We start from the raw sequence: 22,082 nt of genomic DNA on the forward strand, positions 1-22,082 counted from the left end.
AGGTAGGCCATGGGCGCACCTCGGCTCAACCAACCGACATCCCCGGTACGCGGCACCGGGCTCGAACCCGCGCGGCTGCTGGCGGCCGTCGAAGCTGCGGTGAACTACTACCGTGCCCAGCTCAAAGACGCCGACGGCCCTCGTGCCTATCTCGCCGAACGCGGACTCGGTGTTGTTGTTCAGCGGGAGTGGCCGTGGCGGGTCGGGTACGCCCCACCCGGCTGGAGTTCGCTGACGCGCCACCTGCTTGCAGGTGGCTTTGCGGCGGAGGAGTTGGTCGGCGCAGGCTTGTCGACCCGCACCCGAGGGGAGCCGGACCGACTCATCGATGTGTTCCGGGACCGGATCGTATTCCCGGTGCGCGACCCGGTCGGGCATGGTGTGGCGTTCCTCGGACGCGCCAGCCCTGGTGCCGGGGATGGTGTACCGAAATACATCAACAGCCCCGAGACAGCGATCTACAACAAGGGGCGATTGTTGTTCGGTGTTGCGGAGCAGCAGGATCGACTCAACGACCGGTGGATGCCGGTCCTGGTCGAAGGGCCGGCTGACGTCCTCGCGGTGTGGCTGTCCTACTCCCGGTCGCGCCGGTCAGGAGCGGTGGCTCTCGCGCCGTGCGGCACCATGCTGACCCACGACCAGGCCGCGATCCTGCGGAAGCTGCCTGGCGCCGCACGGGGCATCGTGGCGGCATTCGACGCGGACCCGGCCGGCCGCGGCGCAGTGGACCGGGCCTGGCAGCTGCTCCGGCAGCAACGCCTGCCCGGTCCGCTGCTGGCGGCTGAGTTCAACGCCGGCGCTGACCCCGCCGACCTGCTGCGCCGGCCGAACGGCCAGGCTCAGCTGCGGGCCGCCCTGCAACGGCGAGCGCGGCCCATGCTCGACACGGTGGTCGACCACCGCCTCGCCCGGCTCATCGAGCGGCATCCCCGGCTGTTGGAGGACATCGACGGCAGGTGCGCAGCGGTACGCGTCTTGGCGCCGCTGCTGTTTGAGTCTGCAGGTCCGGATGAAGCGATCCGGGTAGCCCAACGGATCGCCGCGCAAACCGGGGCCGGGGTCGACACCGTCGTGATCGCCGCGCTTGCACAATTGGATTCGCGCTATCCACCTCGGACTGCGTATATACCGGCTTCTAACCGATGAGAGGTTCTTGAACTGGGTATGCCTTGGCTGCCGGCGAAGGCGGCAGGGCGCTCTTACGGCATAAACCAGAAATGTTGCTCGAAAGGAATTCCATTAGGTGCTATGCCGGCAACCCGAATGCGGGGGCCATCCGTGGTCCACGTAGGAGGACTGTACCGGTATCCGATGTCGACGCTTTCATCGAAATCCAGTTCTTCGATATTTGGGACGGTTACGACGGCGTAGCTGGCCCGCGAATCGACGGCATAGTCATCATCGTCGGTTATCGCCTCGATACTAAGCTCTCGTATGGGGGCGGAATTCCGGTGGGCGCTTACCAAGAATCTTCCCCTGTGCTCCTGCAGGGACACGATATCGAGCTTAGTGGTTGGCATGCTGAAGCGACTTCGAATCGAAGATTCGATAGAATCTATTGTTGGCTCCACCTCGGCCTCAATTGCGCTACTAATCACATCAATAATGGCGCGGTTGTCAAACTGCCGTTGTTCATGAAGGTCTGCAATTAGTTGGGCGCCACGCTGCGAAAACACCGGCGTCGTCACGATAAGGCTGTAGGAGCCAAGTTCGAAGAGAAGCTTGGCTGCTTGCGAGGAATCAGCTGCCAGCTCGAAATATGGAGTTCCACCAGAGGTAACGAAGTCCAGGTCTCGACGCAGCACGATGTTATCGGCAGCGCCGTTATCGGCAGCGCCTGTGAGCAAACAAGTAAGGGTTGTGGGTGCCTCACCACCTCCTTCGATACTCACCGCAGTTAGCGCCGGATCCAAGAGGGGGCCGTATCGCAGCCGAAGTCCTGCAAGTACGTCAGCTGGGCCCTGCGGCGCTGGTTTGGCGAGGGCGATTCCCGCCTCTTCAAGCAACGCGCTGATCGCCCGTGTTGGTGAAACGTAGAAGAATTCGCGGTCATCATCGTACCGAAATTCCTGAAACCGAGTGTGCAATCGATTCTCGACGCCAAGTGCGTCATCAACGACCTGCGAAAAGAGAACGTGGAACTTGCCCGGAACGCCGGTGGTTCTCAGTTCATTCGCGCGCTTCTCTGCGGCGCGGGTCGTTAAGCCAATCTTGACAAGCCCTTCCCGCAAGCTGCAGTTGTGAAGGATGTAGACTTCGCCACGCTCTCCCATGCGCTCATTGTGGCACAAGCTCGTTGACGGCAGGGTCCGGCCTGGCCAGGGCCGGATGTCCGGCACGGCGAGCTTTTGCGTTGGAGGTACGACTGAACAAGAGTCATTCGCGTTCGCTTTTCCGCATTGCGTGCATCTGCCGCAGGAGATGAAGACGCGAAAACGCCGCCGGCAGTGCATGAGATACTGCAACCATAACGCCGGTTCGTCCGCCCAATCAAAGACCGCTAACCTCGGCGGACTCCATGAGCTACTGCAGGCGATTCTCGGCGGTCACGACTGCACGGAGCAGGACAGCGAAGTCAGGTCATCAGCTCCGAGCTACTACACCTACTGGGCGCTCGAGGTGGCCCTCAAGGCCACCCCGTAACGGCCGCCGTTCCGGAGTCCCACACGCTCGGCGGCGGTCGCCCTCACACCTGGGCGGCGGTCGACTGCGGCGGCCCGTCGTGCGTGAACACCAGGGCGCCGGGCACCGCCTGAACGGATGGGTGGGGACCTTGAAACTCGCTCGCGAAGGCATCGCGAAGCTCCGGCGCGCGTGTCGCTGCCACGCGCCAAGCGACCTCAGTCCCACCAGCTCCACCAGTCCTTTGGAGCGTGCTGGGCAGGGACATCTGCCGACGTGCGATGCCTGCTCTCTCCGAGATCACCGCTCGCGGCGCAATCGCGGAACGGACCGTCGTCGCCATACAAGATGGGCAACTGATGGTCGAGCTCTCGTAGCCAGGGCAGCATGCCGGTCATCTGCAGGCGGGCTTGTTCCCAGCCGTACCACAGGGCCGTCAGCCGTGTGACCGCCTCGTCGTGGCGCCACCATTGCTCACACCAGTGCCACCGGGTCAGGCCTACCTCGCCGACTGGGCGCGGGAAGGTCGGCAGCAGGTAGGTGTTCACCCACTGCTCGACCGTTGAGTACAGCGGCGGCTGATCGTCCCCGTCGCCACTGTGGGCACGTTCAACTCGGGCCTGCTGCAGGTCGACAACCTGCGCCGCCAGTCTCGCCACCTCGGCAGAGAGCTCATCGAGTTGGGTAGCTGCGTCAGTGCGGGTCCGTTGCGACGTGGTGGCCGTCATCGTGTCCTGCCTCGCATCGGCACCGCGGTAATCGCCGTCGCAGGTTGCTTCCCGGTGACTGAGGGGTTGACCTGGACTACGCGAAGTTTTGGGAAGGCCTGTACCCAAGGCGGCGTCGCGAGCGTGTCAGCGTGGTGGAAGGCAGCCGCGGAGGCAACGAGACGATCGGAGTTGTCGTCGTGGAGCATTCCTGCGGACTGCCCGGCAGCGTGCTCGTTAGCCGGGGTACAGGGATTGTCGACCGTCCCGCCGTCGCTGGCTCCTTCGCCGTGCTCGACAGCCGCTCGGCTCTGCAGATCGCGGGCCAAGGCCTCCTCCACGTGGCCCTGCGCGAGGCGGATCGCCTCGACCGGCCGTCCTTCGGCATCGCCGGCCCTGACCGCCTGGTTCATCTCTGCGGCGAGGTCGCGGAGCAGTTGCACCGGTTCGCCGGCGGGGAGCTTCCCCGTGGCGCGCCACTGGCGCTGTAATTGGTCGAGGGCCTCCGGCCGGACGTACTCGGCCAGCTTCATCGCCTCCTGCCTCACCGCAGTGTCGAAGTCGTCGACCAGCGCACGGCCACCGGGTGGCAAAGCTGCTGGGCCGTCCGGGGCGATCCCCCGCCGGTTGGGCGTGCCGCCGTGTGCGCGAGCTCCGCCGTGCTGACGGCGACCTGAGCGCGCGTCGCGCTCCCACACCTCCCGGGCAGCAGTACGCATGGCCTCAGGGATCGGTGCTCCAGCCTGACGGTGGCGGTCGTAGGCGGCCATCAGGTCCGGGCGAACTTGCCGCAGCCGTTGCTCGGCGAACTCGGCCGCCCGCTGGGCTACCGGGTCGCTACTGGCGTGGATCGTCGCAGTACGCCAGACGGCGGCGGCCTCGGCGAAGGTGGCCTTGTTGACCAGCCAATCGCCGTCCAGCGAAGCCGCCATCCGCTCCCGGTCCGCCCGTACCTTCGCTGCCAGCCTGCCGGCTTCACGACGGGCCCCCACGGCGGCCTGTTCGCGGTGGGCCTCACGTTCCCGTTCGGCGGCCTTATTCTGGATGCCCACGGCGGCCCACCGAGCGCCGGCCTCGCCGACGGTCGCCATTGTCGCCAGCCCTTGCAGGAACTGTTGGCGGGTCTCGGCCATCGGGTCCTCGTGTTGCTGCGGATGCGCCACGTGCACCTCCCTTGCCTGCTCAGCGGCCGCGCACGGTACGCCGACCGCCTCCCACTGTCGGTACGGGTGTTGACGTGGCAGTTAGCGGCAGCGTTACCGTCCGTTGCCGGCCGCCCGCTACCAGCCGCAGTGCGGCGGCTGCGGATCGGGCCGCTTCGGCCTGGTGCAAGCGTTGCTGGGCATTTCGTAACTGTTCGAGGGTGTCGGCGAGCCGTGCTAGGTCCATCACCAGCGCGAGGGCAGCGATCACGTCGTCCTCGCCAGAGACGCGGCCCATGAGCGCTACCAGGCGCGACATGGCCCGCATCTCCTGCGAGCGACTGGTGGATTTCCGGATCTGGCCGTAGAGCTCCCGGGCTGCCCGGTCGAAGACCTCGGCTGCCCGGTGCAGCGGCCCGCGCCGGTCACCCTCCACCGCAGAGGCCAGGCTGGTGAGAAGGTCGGCTGCGGCGACCGCGGTGGCCTGCGCCCGTCCGGGCGCAGCATGGGCGTCACGGCGGATATCGTCGGCGGCCGCGGTGACTACCTTGGCGGCCTGGCGCATCGCGTCGACCCGTTCGGCCCGGCCGACCGTCGGCGTAGGCGACAGCGGCGTGGGGGTGCCCCACCGCAGCCTCAGCTTCGGCAGGGTCATGTCAGGCGCCAACCGGCCCCCGCCGAAGTACACGGGCTGCCCGCCGGCGGTGCGTGCGCCGGGGAGGGCCACCGCGTACCCGGTGATCTGCCGGGGATCGGTGCTGCTGCGCCGCAGCCGGACCAGAATCCCTGCCTCGCGTAGCCGGGCGAAGAACTCCTCCTGCGAACCGGCCGCAGCCACGGCCGTGCGTACCCGGCGGCGCAACTCGTCCCGAGGCGTGTGAGCGCGGCCGGCGCGGCGGGCCTTGCTGACCTCAGCGGGGTGAGGGCTGCGGTGGGCGGTGCGGTCAGCCGGCGGAACCCGGCGGTGCAGGTTGTAGCGGCGGGCCACGTTGTAGGTCGCTTTCACGCAGCGCGGGTAGTCGTGGCGCAGCCAATTGGTACGGCCGTCCTCGCGCACCAGCGTGGCGACGATGTGTACATGGTCGTCGGCGTGACGCATGGCGATCCACCGCAGGCCTGGGTCGGTGGCGGTGGTGGCGACGCCGACTTCAGTGAGCATCTGCACCGCCATGTTCGCCCAGGTCGTATCACTGACGGTGCGGTGCCTATCCTCGGGGGCGAGCCGCATGCTGGCGTGCCAGACGAACTTGGTCGGCGGGCGGTAGCCGGCGCGGACTGGCTGCTCGAGCATCGCGGTCAGCCCGCGGAGGTCCAGCCTGCCGCTGGCGGTGACCTTCGGTTCCAGATGAGTGAGGGGGCCTGCGCCGTCCCAGGCAGCCACCAGGTGCGGGTTGGTGTGCTCTTCTGCCTTGCCTGGGCCCCACAGATAGCGCAGCAGCCCGCCGACCCGCGAGCCCCGCCGGTGTACCCGCGTGATCACCTCAGCGTCCTATCGATCCGGGAGATCACGTCATCGAGCCGGGCCACCGCCGCCGCGCAGAGCCGGACGGCCTCGGCGGCCCAGTCGGGCAGCTGACCAGTGGCGTTGAACGCCGCAGCAGCCTGATTGACGTTATTGCCGAACATCACCACGGCGCGGCGAGCCGCGAACAACTCGTGCTGCAGGTCGCGCAGATCGCCGGTCGTACCACCGGGTGCCTGAGCAGCGGACGCGGCGGCGACCGCGGCCTTGGCCGCGTAGCCGGTCGTGGTCAGCTGCGCGATCGCCGCGGCTGCGTCGATGGCGGCCTTTTCTTCGTCTGACAGCCTGAGCAACACGGCGTGTGGGCGACCCGGCCGATTGTGGGCACGATGGCGAGCCTTGCGGTGCGGGGCAGGCTGCTCACTGTCCATCGACGCCACTGTGCGCTTCGGGCGTTGCCGTCGACGTCAGCGCCAGCGGCTACCAGGGTCGACCTGGCCGACGCAGCGGGTGCCGCCCGCTCCCCATTGCCGATCTGCGACCGCGCCCGGTCGCAGGTTGATAAGCAATGGCCATATCTTGCTCCTGTCAGTCGCTCCCGTGCTTCCGCGCAATGGTGGTTCCGTTCTTTGAGGGCCCGTCAGGCAAAGGGATGCCCCCTACCTGGTGACCGTCACCCGGCACCGGACTGACGTCAGCCTGCGACGGATATGTCCTGGAGATGGGCGATGCCCGAAGCGACGTCGGCTCATTGCAGGCGGCGCATCCGTGGCCGCGCAGGAGCTTCCAGCACTTCATCTGGCTGGTAGACCTCGGCGTGCACCGTGCGGTGCTGCTTATCCGCTGGTCGCTTCACTTGAGCTTCATCAACTACCCTGTAGCAAAGTTCTCTTGCTTCCTCCTACATAGCCACTACGCGAACCTGAACGAAGACCAAGTGGGACGATCTTGCGAAACCTAGTGAATGAAAACCACGAAGTCGATCTCTAACGCCGCAGGTCAAGAAGTGTGCTCCCCGCGCACGCGGGGGTGATCCGGGCGAGGCGGTCGCCTTAGCCAACAAGCTGTTGTGCTCCCCGCGCACGCGGGGGTGATCCTTGGGGCCCACCGGGCGGACCGTGCACGAGCGTGCTCCCCGCGCACGCGGGGGTGATCCCGGGCTGGCTGTGGCACATCGGGCAGCCGCAGTGTGCTCCCCGCGCACGCGGGGGTGATCCGGTCATGGACTCGTCGTGGAAGCTTCGCACCGAGTGCTCCCCGCGCACGCGGGGGTGATCCGCAGATTCCGGCGTCGGACCCGGAGCCGCACCTGTGCTCCCCGCGCACGCGGGGGTGATCCGACCCGGGGCCTGCTGGCCGCGATCACGTCGAAGTGCTCCCCGCGCACGCGGGGGTGATCCCCGATTCCTAAACCGTGTGTCGCAGGTTCGAATGTGCTCCCCGCGCACGCGGGGGTGATCCCTCCGACGCCCCGATGGCGTCGGCGAACCCACCGTGCTCCCCGCGCACGCGGGGGTGATCCGGGCGGCCAGCGGTCCTCGGGCAGGTCGCAGGTGTGCTCCCCGCGCACGCGGGGGTGATCCGCCTGCCCGACTAAAGTCCTACAATGCGATGTCGTGCTCCCCGCGCACGCGGGGGTGATCCCAGGGGTGCGGTCCAGCCGGTGGCGACGGACGCGTGCTCCCCGCGCACGCGGGGGTGATCCCGCTTCCGCCCACTCGTGGCACCTGGCGGCAGTGTGCTCCCCGCGCACGCGGGGGTGATCCGTCCGTGGTCGACAAGCTGATCGGCTTGGTCCCGTGCTCCCCGCGCACGCGGGGGTGATCCGTCGCGGGTCGCCGATCGTGCGGTGCGCAGACCGTGCTCCCCGCGCACGCGGGGGTGATCCCCGGCTGTGCCCCGGAAAGGGATCACCCACGACGTGCTCCCCGCGCACGCGGGGGTGATCCGGTCAGCCGGCACTGCCGGTCGGGATCACCGCGGTGCTCCCCGCGCACGCGGGGGTGATCCCACCAGGCAGCGCCCCGACGGACCGACCACCACGTGCTCCCCGCGCACGCGGGGGTGATCCTGTGATCGTCACCCACTGGGCCTCCGGGCGGACGTGCTCCCCGCGCACGCGGGGGTGATCCCTGCCCGCCGACCTGCGGAATCGTGTAGACGATGTGCTCCCCGCGCACGCGGGGGTGATCCGCTCGGCATGCTGCTGCTCGGCGTGGTGATCCCGTGCTCCCCGCGCACGCGGGGGTGATCCCAGTCAGCGGTCGCTGGCGCAGTCGTACGACCAGTGCTCCCCGCGCACGCGGGGGTGATCCTCGACGCAGCACGCAACGCCCACATGTGCGGACGTGCTCCCCGCGCACGCGGGGTGATCCTGGCTGGATTCGCGGAGGGCCGCGCTACGTACGGTGCTCCCCGCGCATGCGGGGGTGATCCCCGGAACGCGTGCACGTCCTCGCCACCGAACGAGTGCTCCGCGCGCACGCGGGGGTGATCCCTTGAAGACGCACGTGTAGCCAATCGTTTACCTGCCAAAGATGTTCGTCCGCGAGTTCAGATCACCCGCGTAGGGAGCGTCGATCGGCTTGCTAGCGGAAGCGGGAGGATGACTCCGCCTTGTTCCCCGCGCTGAGTCGTCGATCGGTCGACGAGTCGGCACGGGGATGGCCGGTTGCAGTGAAGCCCAATCGGGCTTGCTCGCAAAGTGGCTACTCGACGGCGAGCAGCTTGAGGATCGCTGGCACAGGCACCAGGTACCGCCGGCCAATACGCAGAAGGCGCACTGGGAACTCGTTGGTTTTAGCCAGCTTGTAGGCCTTGGTCCGTCCGATGCCCAAGATCGCCGCAGCGGTCTCCACATCGGTGGTAACACCAAGGTCCCGTACCGCGTCGACCGTCCACACCTGGTCCTGCACCCGGCCCGGCTTGTATCCCTCGCTTGTGGTGGTTGACATGGTCGGCGCCCTCCCCTGAGGTCGTAAGAACACCGGTATCGGCGTCAGCCCTCACGATGCAATCAGCTGGTTGCCTAGGGCGTTGCCAGTTAACGCATCCCCGACAGGTAACGGCGTCAGCCGCAGTAACCAGCTGCGGCTTAAGCCCTGCCGACAACCGAGACGCCGGTTTGCCGCCGCGCAGGAAAGACTCGGGCAAGGAAGCAAGACGGCCAAGCGTGAGCCGGCGTATCCGGCACAGCTACGCCCTGGGCGACCAGCTGGCAGCGTCCCCGAGCACCGCTTCCATCAGCTCCGCGGCCTTCCGTTCGCTCTCTGGCAACACGTGGGTGTAGACCTCTCGCGTCGTACGGCTGTCGGCGTGACCAAGCCGCCGCTGCATAACGTGCTCGGGCACACCAGCGTCCGCACCGGTGGTAGCGGAGGTGTGCCGCGCATCGTGGAGAGAGATGACCGGAACATCGGCTTCGGCGCACGCCTTCGCCCACTGGTCGGTGAAGTACTTCGGGTAGTACGGCTCCCCGTCCTCTCGACAGAACAGGTAGCCGCCATCGTGGTACAAGACTCCGGCATCGACCTTCTCCGCGTCCTGGCGCGTCCGGTGAGCATCCAGCTCCGCTACCAGGGCTGGCCCGAGCGCTACCGCCCGCTTGCTCTTGCCCTTGGGTGACTTCTCGACCACGCCGTTGCTGGTCGTGGTGCGCTGCCAATGCAGCAGCAAGACACCGCGATCGAGATCCACACGCGGCCACTTAAGACCAGCCAACTCCCCTCGCCGAGTGCCGACGACGATCGCCAGCACCCAGGCCGCACGCAATCGGTGATCGGCGTGGTACTTGAGGAACTTCGCCGACTGCGCGGGCGTCCAGACGCCCTTGCGCCCCATCGTCTCCCGCTCGACCTGCCGAGGTTGCCGCACACCCTCAACGTTGACCCCGAGGTCGCTCAACGCCTTCATCATGACCCGGTGCACGATCCGGACGGTGGTCGACGACAGCGGGCCACCGTTCTTGCCGCCGCCCCTCAACAGCTTCTTGTACAGCTCGTGGATCACTCGCTTGTCGAGTGCGTAAAGCTGCCGCGCACCGATGTGCGGGACCACGTAGCAGCGCATGATGTCCCGGTAGTTGCTGAGCGTCGTCTCCTGGACATCCAGTTCGCGCTCGTTGAGCCAGCTCTCCAGCTCGGCGGCGACGGTGCCGTCGGCCCCGAGGTCTGCTCCGCCGTAGGCGGCTCGTGCGTCCTGCTCTGCCTTGAGGGCAGCGGCCTGATTGGGAAACCCCTGCCGCTTGTGCTGGCGGCGCCGCCCGTTCGCGTCGGGCGGGAGGTCGATGATGAAGAACCAGCGGGTCTGGTTGTTGGCGAGGCGGTAGCTGTAGACAGCCATGAGGCTGCACCTCCGCAGTAACGGGATCGAGGGATGCAACCCACGTTAAGCGATCTCCGTTACCGCCAGCGTTACCGCAAGATCACACAAGATCTTCTATATCCGCTGGTGAATACCAGTCGGGACGGCCGGATTCGAACCGACGACCCCTTGACCCCCAGTCAAGTGCGCTACCAAGCTGCGCTACGTCCCGCCCCCGCGCGGTTTCCCCCGCGGCAGCCGGTACAGCTTAGCGCAGCGGCTTCGGGCCGTCCGCACAGGCCCCACCGACGTTGCGACGTAGCCGAACCACCGCACAACGAACCACCACACAACCCCTAAAGCGTCCTAGGAGGGTGGGGTTGGGTAGGCAAATGCCGGATGGGCTCGGTCGCCCATCCGGCATTTGGCAGAACTGGAACTGGAACTGGTCAGCCGTGCGCCTTGCCTCGGCCGCCGGGGCCGAGCTTCTTGCGCGGGCGGACCGAGATCTCGATGGGGCTGCCCTCGTACCCGAATTCCTCGCGGAGCTTGCGCTCGACGAAGCGCTGGTAGCCGGCGTCGAGCGGGCCGGTGGTGAAGAGCACGAACCGTGGCGGCGCCACACCGGCCTGCGTCGCGAACAGGATGCGCGGCGCGCGTCCACCCCGCACCGGGTGGGGGGTGGCCTGCACCAGCGCGGTCAGCCACTGGTTGAGGTGCGCGGTCGGCACGCGGGTTTCCCAGCTGGCCAGCGCCTTGTTCAGGGCGGGGGCCAGCTTGTCCACGGCACGGCCGGTCATCGCCGACAGGTTCAGCCGGATCGCCCAGGGGATGCGGCGCAACTCCCGGTCGATCTCCTTGTCCAGGTAGTACCGACGGTCGGCGTCGACCAGGTCCCACTTGTTGAACGCGATGACCATGGCCCGGCCGGCTTCGGTCACCATCGACAGGATCCGCTGGTCCTGCTCGCTGATCGGCTCGCTGGAGTCCAGCAGCACCACGGCCACCTCGGCGGCCTCGATCGCACCGGCGGTACGCAGGCTGGCGTAGTACTCGGTGCCGCTGGCCTTGCCGACCCGCTTCCGCAAGCCTGCCGTGTCGACGAGCTGCCAGGTCTGCCCACCGATCTCGACCAGGCTGTCCACCGGGTCCACTGTGGTGCCCGCCACCGCGTCGACGACCGCCCGCTCCTCACCGGAGAACCGGTTGAGCAGGCTGGACTTGCCCACGTTCGGCCGCCCGACCAGCGCCACCCGGCGCGGTCCACGCGGCCGGTTCTCCACGATCGCCGGTGCCTCCGGCAGCGCGGCGAGGATGGCGTCGAGCAGGTCGCCGGAGCCGCGTCCGTGCAGGGCGGACACCGGGAACGGCTCACCGAGGCCGAGCGACCACAGCGACGTGGCCTCCATCTCGATGGAGGTGTTGTCGGCCTTGTTCGCCACCAGGATCACCGGCTTGGCGCTGCGCCGCAGCATCTTCACGGCGGCCTCGTCCACGTCGGTGGAGCCCACCATCGAGTCGACCACGAAGAGCACCACGTCGGCGGTGACGACCGCCATCTCGGCCTGCGCCGCGATGGCCGCGGCCCGGTCCTTGGCGTCGGGCTCCCAGCCGCCGGTGTCCACAACGGTGAACGCCCGGCCGTTCCACTGTGCGTCGTACGGCACCCGGTCCCGGGTCACACCGGGGACGTCCTCGACGACCGCCTGGCGGCGGCCGATGATCCGGTTGACAAGCGTCGACTTGCCCACGTTCGGGCGGCCGACCACGGCCACCACCGGCTGCGGGCCGCGCGGTTCCTCAACGGCGACGTCGGGCTCACGCAGCTCGACCCATCCACCGACATCGCTACTCATGCCGCTCCTCCGCTTCGCCCCGGACCGTCAAGAGACACAACCGCGCTACTCATGCCACGCCCCGCTCGGTGAGCAGGTCGCGCATCCGCGCCACGACCTCGTCGATGCCCAGCTCGGTGGTGTCGAGCACCACCGCGTCGGGCGCCTGGGCCAGTGGGTTGACCTTGCGGGTCGAGTCGAGCCGGTCCCGCCGTGCCAGGTCGGCAGCGGTGGCCGCCACGTCGGCGGCGTCCTCGGCGCTGCGCCGGGCGGCACGGGCCGCCTCGGAGGCGGTGAGGAAGACCTTCAGGTCCGCGTCCGGCGCCACGACCGAGCCGATGTCCCGACCCTCGACCACCATCCGACCAGCATTGGCGATCATCTCGCGCTGCCGGCTGACGAGCAGCTCGCGGACCGCCGGCACCGCGGCGACGGCGGAGACCGAGCCGGTCACCTCAGCGCCACGGATCTCCGCGTCCACTGCCACACCGTCGACGGTCACGCCGTACCCCTGGGGGTCGGTGCCAATGCGCAGGTCGACCTCGCCGGCGACCTTCGCCACCGACGCGGCGTCGGTGAGGTCCACGCCGGAGCGCAGCACGGCCCACGTGATCGCCCGGTACATCGCCCCGGTGTCCAGGTAGCGCGCACCGATGCCGGCGGCGAGCCGCCGCGACACGGTGGACTTCCCTGAACCGGACGGCCCGTCCACAGCGACCACACATCGCCCGAACCGTACGTTTTCCTGCACCGTGTCCTCCTCAGCCCGTACCTCACGGATCGCCCGGTGAGCTGGCGCCGCAAGCGGTTGTCAATCGTCATCAATCATGCCCGGGTCCTCTGCTGGACCCGCGCGCGACGCCGCCGGAGGCGACTCACGCCACCCGGGCGACCGCGTCTCGGCCGTCGGTGGAGCCTACCGGCTGCCGTACCCCGAACTCGGGGGTCAGTCACTCACCGCCTGGAACAGAGCGGCGACCTCGGCGTTGGTCAACCGCCGCAGCCGCCCGGTGCGGAGTTCACCCAGCCGGATGGGCCCGATCGAGGTACGGATCAGCCGGGTGACCGGGTGACCGACCTCATCCATCAGCCGCCGGACGATGTGCTTGCGCCCCTCGTGCAGGCTCAGCTCCACCTGGGCGGATTTGCCGAGGGTGTCCACCACCTTGAACGAGTCGACCTTGACCGGCCCGTCCTCCAGCTCGACACCGGCCAACAGCCGCTTGCTCAGGTTGCGCGGGATCGGCCCGACCACCTCGGCGAGGTAGGTCTTCAGCACCTGGTACGAGGGGTGCATGAGCTTGTGCGCGAGGGTGCCGTCGTTGGTGAGCAGCAGCAGGCCCTCGCTGTCCGCGTCGAGCCGCCCGACGTGGTAGACCCGCTGCTCCAGCCGGGCGCCGATGAAGTCGGACAGCTCGTTGCGTCCCTTTTCGTCCGCCATGGTGGTGACCACCCCGCGTGGCTTGTTCATCGCCACGTAGACCAGGCGGACGTCGACCTGGAGGCGCTCCCCGTCCACGTGGATCACGGCGGTGGCCGGGTCGACCTTGTCGCCGAGCTTGGCGACCCGCCCGTCCACGGTGACCCGGCGACGGAAGATCAGGTCCTCGCAGGCACGCCGGGAACCCACGCCGGCGGCGGCGAGCACCTTCTGCAGGCGCTCAGCCCCCTCGAAGACAGGGGCGTCGGGTTTGGGGGAACGGTTATCGGGTCGCATCAGCAAGCTCTTCTACGTCGTCGGGCAGGAAGGGTGCGAGGGGCGGCAGCTCGTCGACGGTGTTCAGCCCGAGCTTCTCCAGGAACAACGTGGTGGTCCGGTAGAGGAACGCCCCGCTGTCCTGTTCAGTGCCGCACTCCTCGACGAGGCCACGGGTGACCAGCGTACGGATGACACCGTCGCAGTTCACACCCCGGATGGCTGAGATTCGCGAACGGGTCACCGGCTGCTTGTAGGCAACCACGGCGAGCGTCTCCAGCGCCGCCTGGGTCAGCCGCACGGACTGCCCGTCCAACACGAACCGCTCAACGTACGTAGCGTATTCCGGCCGGGTGTACAGCCGCCACCCGCCGGCCGCCCGGCGCAGCTCGAACCCGTGCCCGGCCGCGGTGTAGCCGGCGGCGATCTCGTCGAGCATCGGCCCGACCCGCTCGGCGGGCTGCTCCAGCACCTGAGCCAGCACCAGCTCGCTGACCGGCTCGTCGACGACCAGCAGGATCGCCTCCAACGCGCCGCGCAGCTCAGCGTCGGACAGCTCGGGCGCAGGCTCCGGCGCGGCGGTCGCCCGCCGTCGCCCCGCCACCTGCCGCCGGGGTACGTCACCAACGTCACCCGACTCCCCCGCCGTGCCCGACTCGCCCGGCGTGCCTGACCCGCCCGGCGTGCCCGACTCCTGCGGGTCGCCCGCCCCCGCGCCGGACGCGTTCGCACCAGGCTCGGCGGAGATCTTGGAAGGTTCCGGCCCCTGGAGGGGCACTTCCCCTCCAAGATCTTCCTGATCCGACGGTGGCGCCATGGCCGACTCGACCGGCGATGGGGTCGACTCGGCCCGCGGGACGTCGGTGTTCTCGGCAGCGGGCGGGCGGGGGCGGTCCCACGGGGGGACCCAGGCGGCAGCCTGGTCGGCCAGCGAGTCCCGGCGTTCCTCGTCACTCATCCCGCGCATCCTCCGTCGTTCCCGTCCCATCCGACTCACCGGCGTACTCGTCGACGTGCAGCTCGGTGTCGCCGTCGGTCGGGCCGGTCCAGCGCACGGTCAACTCCTCCAGAGCCTGCTCCTGCACGAAGGAAACAAGACCCTCCCGGTACAGCTCCAGCAGCGCGAGGAACCGGGCCACCACCTCCAGGGTGGCCTCGCAGTCGGCGCAGAGCAGCGAGAACGTGGCCGTGCCGGCCCGGCGCAGCCGGGCGGCGAGGATGGCCGCGTGTTCTCGGACACTGACCCGGACCATGTGCACGTGGGCGATGGAGACCTCCGGCACCGGCTTCGGGGTCATCGCCTTCACGGCCAGCTTCAGCAGCCGCTGGGGGCCGATGCCGAGCACCAGGTCGGGCAGCGCCTCGGCGTAGCGGGGCTCCAGGCTGACCGCTCGCGGATACCGTCGACCGCCGACGGCCTCCAGCTCGGCGATGTGCGCCGCCGCCTCCTTGTACGCCTTGTACTGCAACAGCCGGGCGAAGAGCAGGTCCCGTGCCTCCAGCAGGGCGAGGTCCGCCTCGTCCTCCACCTCGGCGGAGGGCAGCAGCCGGGCCGCCTTCAGGTCGAGCAGCGTCGCGGCGATGAGCAGGAACTCGCTGGCCTCGTCCAGGTCCCAGTCGTCGCCCATCGCCCGGATGTAGGCGATGAACTCGTCGGTGACCGTGTGCAGGGCCACCTCGGTGACGTCGAGTTTGTGCTTGCCGATCAACTGCAGCAGCAGGTCGAACGGGCCGGTGAAGTTCGCCAGCCGGACGGTGAACCCGGCCGGTTGCACACCGTCGACCACGGCCGCAGCAGCGGTCTCGGGCGGGTCGAGGGGTGGCGCGGTCACCGGACGACCGTAGTCCACGAGGCGGGCACCGGGCGTTCCGGCTACCGCTCCGACTGGGCGGCGATCACCTCGCGGGCCAGCTGACGGTAGTTACGTGCCCCGGAGGAGGCCGGGTCCATCGTCGTGATGGGGGCACCGGCCACGGTGGACTCGGGGAACTTCACCGTCTTGGTGATGACCGTCTGGTAGACCTTGTCGCCGAACGCCTCCACCACCCGCTGCAGGACCTGCCGGCAGTGCGTGGTGCGGCTGTCGTACATGGTGGCGAGGATGCCTTCGAGCTCCAGGTCGAAGTTGAGCCGCTCGCGCACCTTGTCGATGGTGTCCAGCAGCAGGGCCACACCGCGCAGGCTGAAGAACTCGCATTCGAGCGGGATGAGCACACCGTGCGCGACGGTCAGCGCGTTGATCGCCAACAGACCGAGTGACGGCTGGCAGTCGATCAGGATGTAGTCGTACTCCTTGCGGACCGTGCGCAGGACCCGGGCCAGGGCCATCTCCCGGGCGACCTCGTTGACGAGCTGGATCTCGGCGGCGGAGAGGTCGATGTTGGCCGGCAGCAGGTGCAGCCCCGCCACGTCGGTCTTGATGACGACGTCCTCGGCGATGATGTCGTCCTGCATGAGCAGGTTGTAGATGGACAGGTCGAGGTTGTGCGGGTTGACGCCCAGCCCCACCGAGAGGGCGCCCTGCGGGTCGAAGTCGACGAGCAGCACCTTGCGACCATATTCCGCGAGCGCGGCACCCAGGTTGATGGTGGTCGTGGTCTTGCCGACGCCACCCTTCTGGTTGGCCATCGCGATGATCCGCGCGGGACCGTGCCGGTCGGTGGGCATCGGCTCGGGAATGGGCTTACGCATCGTGTAGGCAGCCGGGTCCGCAGGACCCAGGTCCGCGCCGAGCGTGGCCTGCTGCTCGCGGAGCTCCGACGTCCAGGTCTCGGCACGGTCACCGTTGCCAGCCATGTGCTCGTTGCCCCCTCCCGACGACCCACCCGGCGTCGGAGCCGTCCGACATCCTTCGCGGCGCCGCTGCGCACCCCGGTCGTGTCGCTCCAGGAGGTCCGCGCCGATGCCGACTGTACGCCACCGACCAGCAGGGGGTTAGGCACCGGCCCGGCGTGTCGGAGCCGACCGGCGTCGGTTCAGCCCCGAGCGCGCGGGTGGGTGGTGGCGTACACCTCGCGCAGCCGCTCAACGGTGACCAGCGTGTAGACCTGAGTAGTGGTCACCGACGCGTGGCCGAGCAGCTCCTGGACCACCCGAACGTCGGCGCCGCCGTCGAGCAGATGGGTGGCGTAGGAGTGGCGCAGGGTGTGCGGGGACACGGCGGCGGGCCCGTCGACGGGCAGCCCGGCCCGCTCGGCGGCGCGGCGCAGGATGCCCCAGGCGCCCTGGCGCGACAGCGCGCCGCCGCGGGCGTTGAGGAACACCGCCGGGGTGCCCCGACCGGCGGCGGCCAGCCCGGGGCGGGCCCGGACCAGGTAGGCGCGCACCGCGTCGACGGCGTACCCGCCGATCGGCACCAGCCGCACCCGGCCGCCCTTGCCGCGCAGCAGCGCCGTGCCCTCGTCGGTGTCGAGGTCGTCCACGGCGGCGCCGACCGTCTCGGAGATGCGCGCGCCGGTGCCGTACAGAAACTCCAGCAGCGCCCGGTCGCGCAGCGCGAGAGGCGCGTCGTCGCCGGTCGCGGTGATCGGGCCGGCGGTTTCCAGCAACCGGACCACATCGTCGACCGGCAACGCCCGGGGCAGCCGGCGCGGCGGCGTCGGTGGGCGGACGTCGCGGCTCGGGTCGGCGCCGGTCAGGCCCTCCCGCAGCGCGAAGCGGTGCAGGCCGCGTACCGCGCTGGCCGCGCGGGCGGCGGAGGAGACCGCCAGCGGCGGGTGCGCGTCGTCGCCCGCGCGCAGTCGCGCCAGGTGCGACTCGACGAGGCCGGCGCCGACCGACGCGAGGTCGCCGACGCCGGCGTCGGCCAGGGTCGTGAGATAACGGTCCAGATCCCGGCGGTACGAGGCGAGCGTGTTCGCCGAGAGGCCACGTTCGACGGTCAGGTGGTCGAGGTAGCCGCGCACGGCACGGCGCAGCGCCGGCGTGGGCGGTGTGCCCACGCCGGCGGAGTCCGTGCCGCTGGTCAGCCCGCCACCGCTCAGGCCAGCGCGTCGGCCAGCGGGAGCACGTCCATGCCGTGCGCCTCGGCGACCGGGCCGTAGGTGACCTGACCGGCGTGGGTGTTGAGGCCCAGCGCCAGCGCCGGGTCGTTACGCAGCGCCTCGCGCCAGCCCTGGTTGGCCAACTCGAGCGCGTACGGCAGGGTGACGTTGGTCAGCGCGTACGTGCTGGTGTTCGGCACCGCACCGGGCATGTTCGCAACGCAGTAGAAGATCGACTCGTGCACCTTGTAGACCGGGTCGGCGTGCGTGGTGGGGCGCGAGTCCTCGAAGCAGCCGCCCTGGTCGATGGCGATGTCGACGAGCACACTGCCCGGCTTCATCCGGGAGACCAGCTCGTTGGAGATCAGCGTCGGGGCCTTCGCGCCGGGCACCAGCACCGCGCCGATGACCAGGTCGGCGTCGAGCACGGCCCGCTCGACCTCGTACGCGTTGGACGCGACGGTCTGCAGGTGGCCCCGGTAGATCGCGTCGGCCTGCCGCAGCCGGGCGACGTTCTTGTCCAGCAGCAGCACCTCGGACTGCAGGCCCAGCGCGATCGCGGCGGCGTTCATGCCGGAGACGCCGGCGCCGATGACCACGGTCTTGGCCGCGTACACGCCGGAGACACCGCCGGGCAGCACACCGCGCCCGCCGCCGGTCCGCATCATGTAGAAGGCGCCCACCTGCGGGGCGAGCCGGCCGGCCACCTCGGACATCGGGGCGAGCAGCGGCAGTGACCGGTCGGGCAGCTCGACGGTCTCGTACGCGATGCCGGTGACGCCGCGGTCGATCAGCGCGTCGGTGCACTCCTTGGAGGCGGCCAGGTGCAGGTAGGTGAAGAGCACCTGCCCCTCGCGCATCCGGTGGTACTCCTCGGCGATCGGCTCCTTGACCTTGAGCACCAGCTCGGCGGTCTCCCACACCTCGTCGGCCGTGGCGAGGATCTTCGCGCCGGCGGCGGCGAACTCCTCGTCGGTGATGCTGGAGCCAACCCCAGCGCCGGACTCGACGAAGACCTGGTGGCCGCTGCGGGTGAACTCGTTGACGCCCGCTGGCGTGATCGCCACGCGGTACTCGTGGTTCTTGACCTCGCGTGGGATTCCGACCTTCACGATGCAGACACCTCTCTTCGGGGCCGCTCTCCCCCGACTGCTCGGTGCCACGACGGCTCCTTTGCCATCGCGGTCCACCGGTCCCGCCGGCGGCAGTCTAGGCGCGTCCGAGTGCGCCGTAGGCCAGCACAGTGGCATCCGCTGCGCGGCTGTCCTGACGATCTGTCAGGGCACCCGCCCGGAATCGGCGGCGGATGATCACCTCAGCCGTCAGGACAGTGTTCGGCCATTATCGTCCCATCTGCCGGGTACCGGTGCGGACAGCAGACGAGTCGATCACTAATGTCTCGGCCCATGACCACTCCTCCTTACCAGCCCGGGTACCCCCAGCCGGGGTACCCGCAGGGCGTTTCCGACAAGAGCAAGGTCGTCGCGGGCCTCCTCGGCATCCTGCTGGGCACCTTCGGTGCCGGTCGGTTCTACACCGGACACACCAAGATCGCCGTTCTCCAGCTCGTCGTGAGCCTGGTGACCTGCGGCTTCGGCTCCCTCTGGGGCCTCATCGACGGCATTCTCATCCTGGTCAACGGTGGCACGGACGCACAGGGCCGTCCGCTGCGCGACTCCTAGACAGACCGACAGCGCAAGGGGCCCCGCGGCTGACCGCAGGGCCCCTTTCGTGCGTACGGGATCGCCGGCTGGACCGGCGACGGCGCTCAGCGCGGCAACGGCGCGTCCGCCCGGCGCAGAGACGTGAACCCGGTGTCCCGGGCGCGGGCCGTGGCCAGCAGCCCGGCCACCGCGGAGGCGTTGGTGATCTCCCCGGCCAGGACCATGGCGACCGCCTCGTCCAGATCGATCCGCACGACCTGGAGGTCGGCCTCCTCGTCGTGGCGCTCGTGCCGCTCGTCGGCCGGCACATCGGCGAGGTCCCGGGCCAGGAACACCCGGACGATCTCGTTGGTGAACCCCGGCGAGCTGTGCAGGTCGACGAGCACGTCGACCCGCCCGGCGGTGAGGTCGGCCTCCTCGGCCAGCTCCCGCAACGCCGCCACCGGCAACTCCTCGCCGGAGACGTCCATCAGACCGGCCGGCAACTCCCACAGGTGCCGCCCGACCGGGTGCCGGTACTGCCGGATCAGCACCACCTGACCGGCGTCGTCGAGCGCCACCACGGCCACCGCCCCGACGTGCCGGACGAGGTCACGCAGCCCGGTCCCACCGCCGGGCATGGTCACCTCCTCGGTGACCACGTCGAAGATCCGCCCCCGGTACCGCTCCTGTCGGGAACGCACCTCGTAACGGTGCTCCAGCTCGCTCACGCCATCGCCTCGCTGCGCTCGACGACGGCGCGAGACGCCACGCTGCTGAGCCTGCTGGTTCGCTCGCTCACGAGGTGGATGCGGCCTTCGTCGCGGCGCCGTTGCGGGCGGCCTTGCGCGTCGTCGGGGCCTCCGTCGCCACGTCCAGGTCGACCGGCAGCTGATCGGCCTGCGAGTACGCCACCGCGGCCTTGACGAACGAGGCGAACAGCGGGTGCGGGCGGGTCGGGCGGCTCTTCAACTCGGGGTGCGCCTGCGTGGCCACGAAGAACGGGTGCAGGCTCCGGTCCAGCTCGATGAACTCGACCAACCGCCCGTCCGGCGAGGTGCCGGAGAAGCGCAGACCCGCCTTGGTCAACGCGTCCCGGTAGGCGTTGTTCACCTCGTACCGGTGCCGGTGCCGCTCGCTGATCTCGGTGCTGCCGTACGCCTCGGCGACGATCGAGCCCTCGGTCAGCTTCGCCGGGTACGCGCCCAGGCGCATGGTGCCGCCCAGATCGCCCTTGCCGGCGACGATGTCCTCCTGGTCGGCCATCGTGGCGATGACCGGGTGCGCGGCCTGCTCGTCGAACTCCACCGAGTTGGCGCCGTCCAGGCCGGCCAGGTGCCGGGCCACCTCGATGGTCATGCACTGCAGGCCGAGGCAGAGGCCGAGCAGCGGAATACCGGTCTCGCGGGCGTACCGGGTGGTGCCGATCTTGCCCTCGATGCCACGGACGCCGAAACCGCCGGGGATGAGGATGCCGTCCACACCGGCCAACGCCGCAGCGGCGCCGGCAGGAGTGACGCACTCGTCGCTGGGCACCCAGCGCAGCTGCACCCGGGCCCGGTGGCCGAAGCCCGCCGCCCGGATCGCCTCACTGACCGACAGGTACGCGTCGGGCAGGTCGACGTACTTGCCGACCACCGCGACGGTGACCGTGTGCCGGGGCCGGTGCACCCGCTCCAGCAGGTCGTCCCAGCTGGTCCAGTCCACGTCCCGGAAGGAGAGGCCGAGCCGACGCACCACGTACGCGTCGAGGCCCTCGCGGTGCAGCACCTTCGGGATGTCGTAGATGCTCGGGGCGTCCGGGGCGGCGACGACCGCCTCGGCGTCCACGTCGCAGTAGAGCGACAGCTTCTCCTTGAGCTTCACCGGGATCTCCCGGTCGCAGCGCAGCACGATGGCGTCCGGCTGGATACCGATGTTGCGCAGCTGCGCCACCGAGTGCTGGGTCGGCTTGGTCTTCAGCTCACCCGACGGCGCCAGGTACGGCACCAGCGAGACGTGCAGGTAGAAGCAGTTGTCGCGGCCAAGGTCGTGGCGGACCTGACGGATCGCCTCCAAAAACGGCAGCGACTCGATGTCGCCGACCGTGCCACCGACCTCGGTGATCACCACGTCGGGGAGCTGGCCGTCCTCGTCCGGGTCGGCCATCGCCAGGATCCGCGACTTGATCTCGTTGGTGATGTGCGGGATGACCTGGACGGTGTCCCCCAGGTACTCGCCGCGCCGCTCCTTGGCGATCACGTCCGAGTAGATCTGGCCGGTGGTGACGTTCGCCTTGCCGGACAGCGCCCGGTCGAGGAACCGCTCGTAGTGCCCGACGTCGAGGTCGGTCTCGGCGCCGTCCTCGGTGACGAAGACCTCACCGTGCTGGAACGGATTCATCGTCCCCGGGTCGACGTTCAGGTAGGGGTCGAGCTTCTGCATCACCACGCGCAACCCGCGCGCGGTCAACAGGTTGCCGAGGCTGGAGGCGGTGAGGCCCTTACCCAGCGAGGAGGCGACGCCCCCGGTGACGAAAATGTGCCTGGTCGTCCGTGCTGATGGGGCCAAGGCCTGCTCCCGTGTCGTCTGTCGCGGTCATGCAGACCGCCGTGCTTGATCAGCAGAGTGATCACGCGATCCACGGGACTCGACGGTAACACCTCCCGGGCGGGTACTCGCAGGCCGCACCCCGGCTGCGACACCTCCG

Annotated in this window: 19 protein-coding genes, 1 tRNA gene and 1 CRISPR repeat array; of the genes, 2 read left to right on the forward strand and 18 right to left on the reverse strand. The window is 69.2% G+C overall.

What is annotated here, in order from left to right:
* Nucleotides 1–9 precede the first annotated feature (9 nt).
* Complete coding sequence (locus tag IF46_RS33730) at nucleotides 10–1,146, forward strand: toprim domain-containing protein (RefSeq protein ID WP_030487974.1); 1,137 nt, start codon at nucleotides 10–12, stop codon at nucleotides 1,144–1,146.
* Between the two features lie 53 nt (nucleotides 1,147–1,199).
* Here IF46_RS33730 and IF46_RS33735 read toward each other — a convergent pair whose 3' ends face one another.
* The 16 genes from IF46_RS33735 to ald all read right to left on the reverse strand — a co-directional run bounded on the left by IF46_RS33735 (nucleotide 1,200) and on the right by ald (nucleotide 18,862).
* Nucleotides 1,200–2,273 carry a GIY-YIG nuclease family protein gene (locus IF46_RS33735; protein ID WP_198041409.1) on the reverse strand — a complete coding sequence of 358 codons (1,074 nt, stop codon included), beginning with the start codon at nucleotides 2,271–2,273 and terminating at the stop codon, nucleotides 1,200–1,202.
* A 567-nt stretch (nucleotides 2,274–2,840) separates the two neighbouring features.
* On the reverse strand, nucleotides 2,841–3,350 hold the full coding sequence (locus tag IF46_RS0109770) for a DUF4913 domain-containing protein (protein ID WP_030487976.1): 510 nt from the start codon (nucleotides 3,348–3,350) through the stop codon (nucleotides 2,841–2,843).
* Nucleotides 3,347–4,492: a hypothetical protein gene (locus IF46_RS0109775; protein WP_157562852.1), complete on the reverse strand. Its 1,146-nt coding sequence runs from the start codon at nucleotides 4,490–4,492 to the stop codon at nucleotides 3,347–3,349. The genes IF46_RS0109770 and IF46_RS0109775 overlap by 4 nt, the downstream gene beginning before the upstream one ends.
* A gap of 19 nt (nucleotides 4,493–4,511) precedes the next feature.
* Complete coding sequence (locus IF46_RS0109780; protein WP_030487978.1) at nucleotides 4,512–5,951, reverse strand: mobilization relaxase component; 1,440 nt, start codon at nucleotides 5,949–5,951, stop codon at nucleotides 4,512–4,514.
* The gene (locus IF46_RS0109785; protein ID WP_157562854.1) at nucleotides 5,948–6,364 is read right to left on the reverse strand and encodes a hypothetical protein; all 417 of its coding nucleotides are present in this window, start codon (nucleotides 6,362–6,364) and stop codon (nucleotides 5,948–5,950) included. The genes IF46_RS0109780 and IF46_RS0109785 overlap by 4 nt, the downstream gene beginning before the upstream one ends.
* A 577-nt stretch (nucleotides 6,365–6,941) precedes the next feature.
* Nucleotides 6,942–8,249: direct repeats of the CRISPR family, unit length 28 nt; unit sequence GTGCTCCCCGCGCACGCGGGGGTGATCC.
* A 392-nt stretch (nucleotides 8,250–8,641) separates the two neighbouring features.
* Nucleotides 8,642–8,887: a helix-turn-helix domain-containing protein gene (locus IF46_RS0109790; protein ID WP_051723808.1), complete on the reverse strand. Its 246-nt coding sequence runs from the start codon at nucleotides 8,885–8,887 to the stop codon at nucleotides 8,642–8,644.
* Nucleotides 8,888–9,128: 241 nt separating this feature from the next.
* Nucleotides 9,129–10,274, reverse strand: coding sequence for a tyrosine-type recombinase/integrase (locus tag IF46_RS0109795; RefSeq protein WP_030487981.1), 1,146 nt, complete (start codon nucleotides 10,272–10,274; stop codon nucleotides 9,129–9,131).
* Between the two features lie 119 nt (nucleotides 10,275–10,393).
* Nucleotides 10,394–10,467: transfer RNA gene (locus tag IF46_RS0109800), tRNA-Pro, on the reverse strand.
* 217 nt (nucleotides 10,468–10,684) lie between these two features.
* Complete coding sequence (gene der / locus IF46_RS0109805; protein ID WP_030487982.1) at nucleotides 10,685–12,091, reverse strand: ribosome biogenesis GTPase Der; 1,407 nt, start codon at nucleotides 12,089–12,091, stop codon at nucleotides 10,685–10,687.
* Between the two features lie 49 nt (nucleotides 12,092–12,140).
* Complete coding sequence (gene cmk / locus IF46_RS0109810; protein WP_030487983.1) at nucleotides 12,141–12,821, reverse strand: (d)CMP kinase; 681 nt, start codon at nucleotides 12,819–12,821, stop codon at nucleotides 12,141–12,143.
* 195 nt (nucleotides 12,822–13,016) lie between these two features.
* Nucleotides 13,017–13,787 carry a pseudouridine synthase gene (locus IF46_RS0109815; protein WP_030487984.1) on the reverse strand — a complete coding sequence of 257 codons (771 nt, stop codon included), beginning with the start codon at nucleotides 13,785–13,787 and terminating at the stop codon, nucleotides 13,017–13,019.
* A complete protein-coding gene (gene scpB / locus IF46_RS0109820; RefSeq protein ID WP_030487985.1) occupies nucleotides 13,774–14,724 on the reverse strand; it encodes an SMC-Scp complex subunit ScpB in 951 nt (316 codons plus the stop codon). Before scpB ends, IF46_RS0109815 begins: the two co-directional genes overlap by 14 nt.
* Nucleotides 14,717–15,598 carry a segregation and condensation protein A gene (locus tag IF46_RS0109825; protein ID WP_036391631.1) on the reverse strand — a complete coding sequence of 294 codons (882 nt, stop codon included), beginning with the start codon at nucleotides 15,596–15,598 and terminating at the stop codon, nucleotides 14,717–14,719. Before IF46_RS0109825 ends, scpB begins: the two co-directional genes overlap by 8 nt.
* A gap of 41 nt (nucleotides 15,599–15,639) precedes the next feature.
* Nucleotides 15,640–16,563, reverse strand: a complete 924-nt coding sequence (locus IF46_RS0109830) for a ParA family protein (RefSeq protein WP_030487987.1) — start codon at nucleotides 16,561–16,563, stop codon at nucleotides 15,640–15,642.
* A 179-nt stretch (nucleotides 16,564–16,742) separates the two neighbouring features.
* Nucleotides 16,743–17,708, reverse strand: a complete 966-nt coding sequence (locus IF46_RS0109835) for a site-specific tyrosine recombinase XerD (protein ID WP_030487988.1) — start codon at nucleotides 17,706–17,708, stop codon at nucleotides 16,743–16,745.
* 38 nt (nucleotides 17,709–17,746) lie between these two features.
* Complete coding sequence (gene ald / locus IF46_RS0109840; protein WP_030487989.1) at nucleotides 17,747–18,862, reverse strand: alanine dehydrogenase; 1,116 nt, start codon at nucleotides 18,860–18,862, stop codon at nucleotides 17,747–17,749.
* A 228-nt stretch (nucleotides 18,863–19,090) separates the two neighbouring features.
* On the opposite strand from ald, the gene IF46_RS0109845 reads away from it, so the two are divergent.
* Nucleotides 19,091–19,432 (forward strand): TM2 domain-containing protein, encoded by a 342-nt coding sequence (locus tag IF46_RS0109845; protein ID WP_030487990.1) that lies wholly within the window; start codon nucleotides 19,091–19,093, stop codon nucleotides 19,430–19,432.
* Nucleotides 19,433–19,518: 86 nt separating this feature from the next.
* On the opposite strand, the gene IF46_RS0109850 is transcribed toward IF46_RS0109845, so the two are convergent.
* Both IF46_RS0109850 and IF46_RS0109855 read right to left on the reverse strand, forming a co-directional pair.
* Nucleotides 19,519–20,124 (reverse strand): NUDIX domain-containing protein, encoded by a 606-nt coding sequence (locus IF46_RS0109850; protein WP_030487991.1) that lies wholly within the window; start codon nucleotides 20,122–20,124, stop codon nucleotides 19,519–19,521.
* 67 nt (nucleotides 20,125–20,191) lie between these two features.
* Nucleotides 20,192–21,943 carry a CTP synthase gene (locus IF46_RS0109855; protein ID WP_030487992.1) on the reverse strand — a complete coding sequence of 584 codons (1,752 nt, stop codon included), beginning with the start codon at nucleotides 21,941–21,943 and terminating at the stop codon, nucleotides 20,192–20,194.
* Nucleotides 21,944–22,082: the final 139 nt, after the last annotated feature.

It is taken from the genome of Micromonospora chokoriensis (assembly GCF_000718555.1).
GTDB lineage: Bacteria > Actinomycetota > Actinomycetes > Mycobacteriales > Micromonosporaceae > Micromonospora > Micromonospora chokoriensis_B.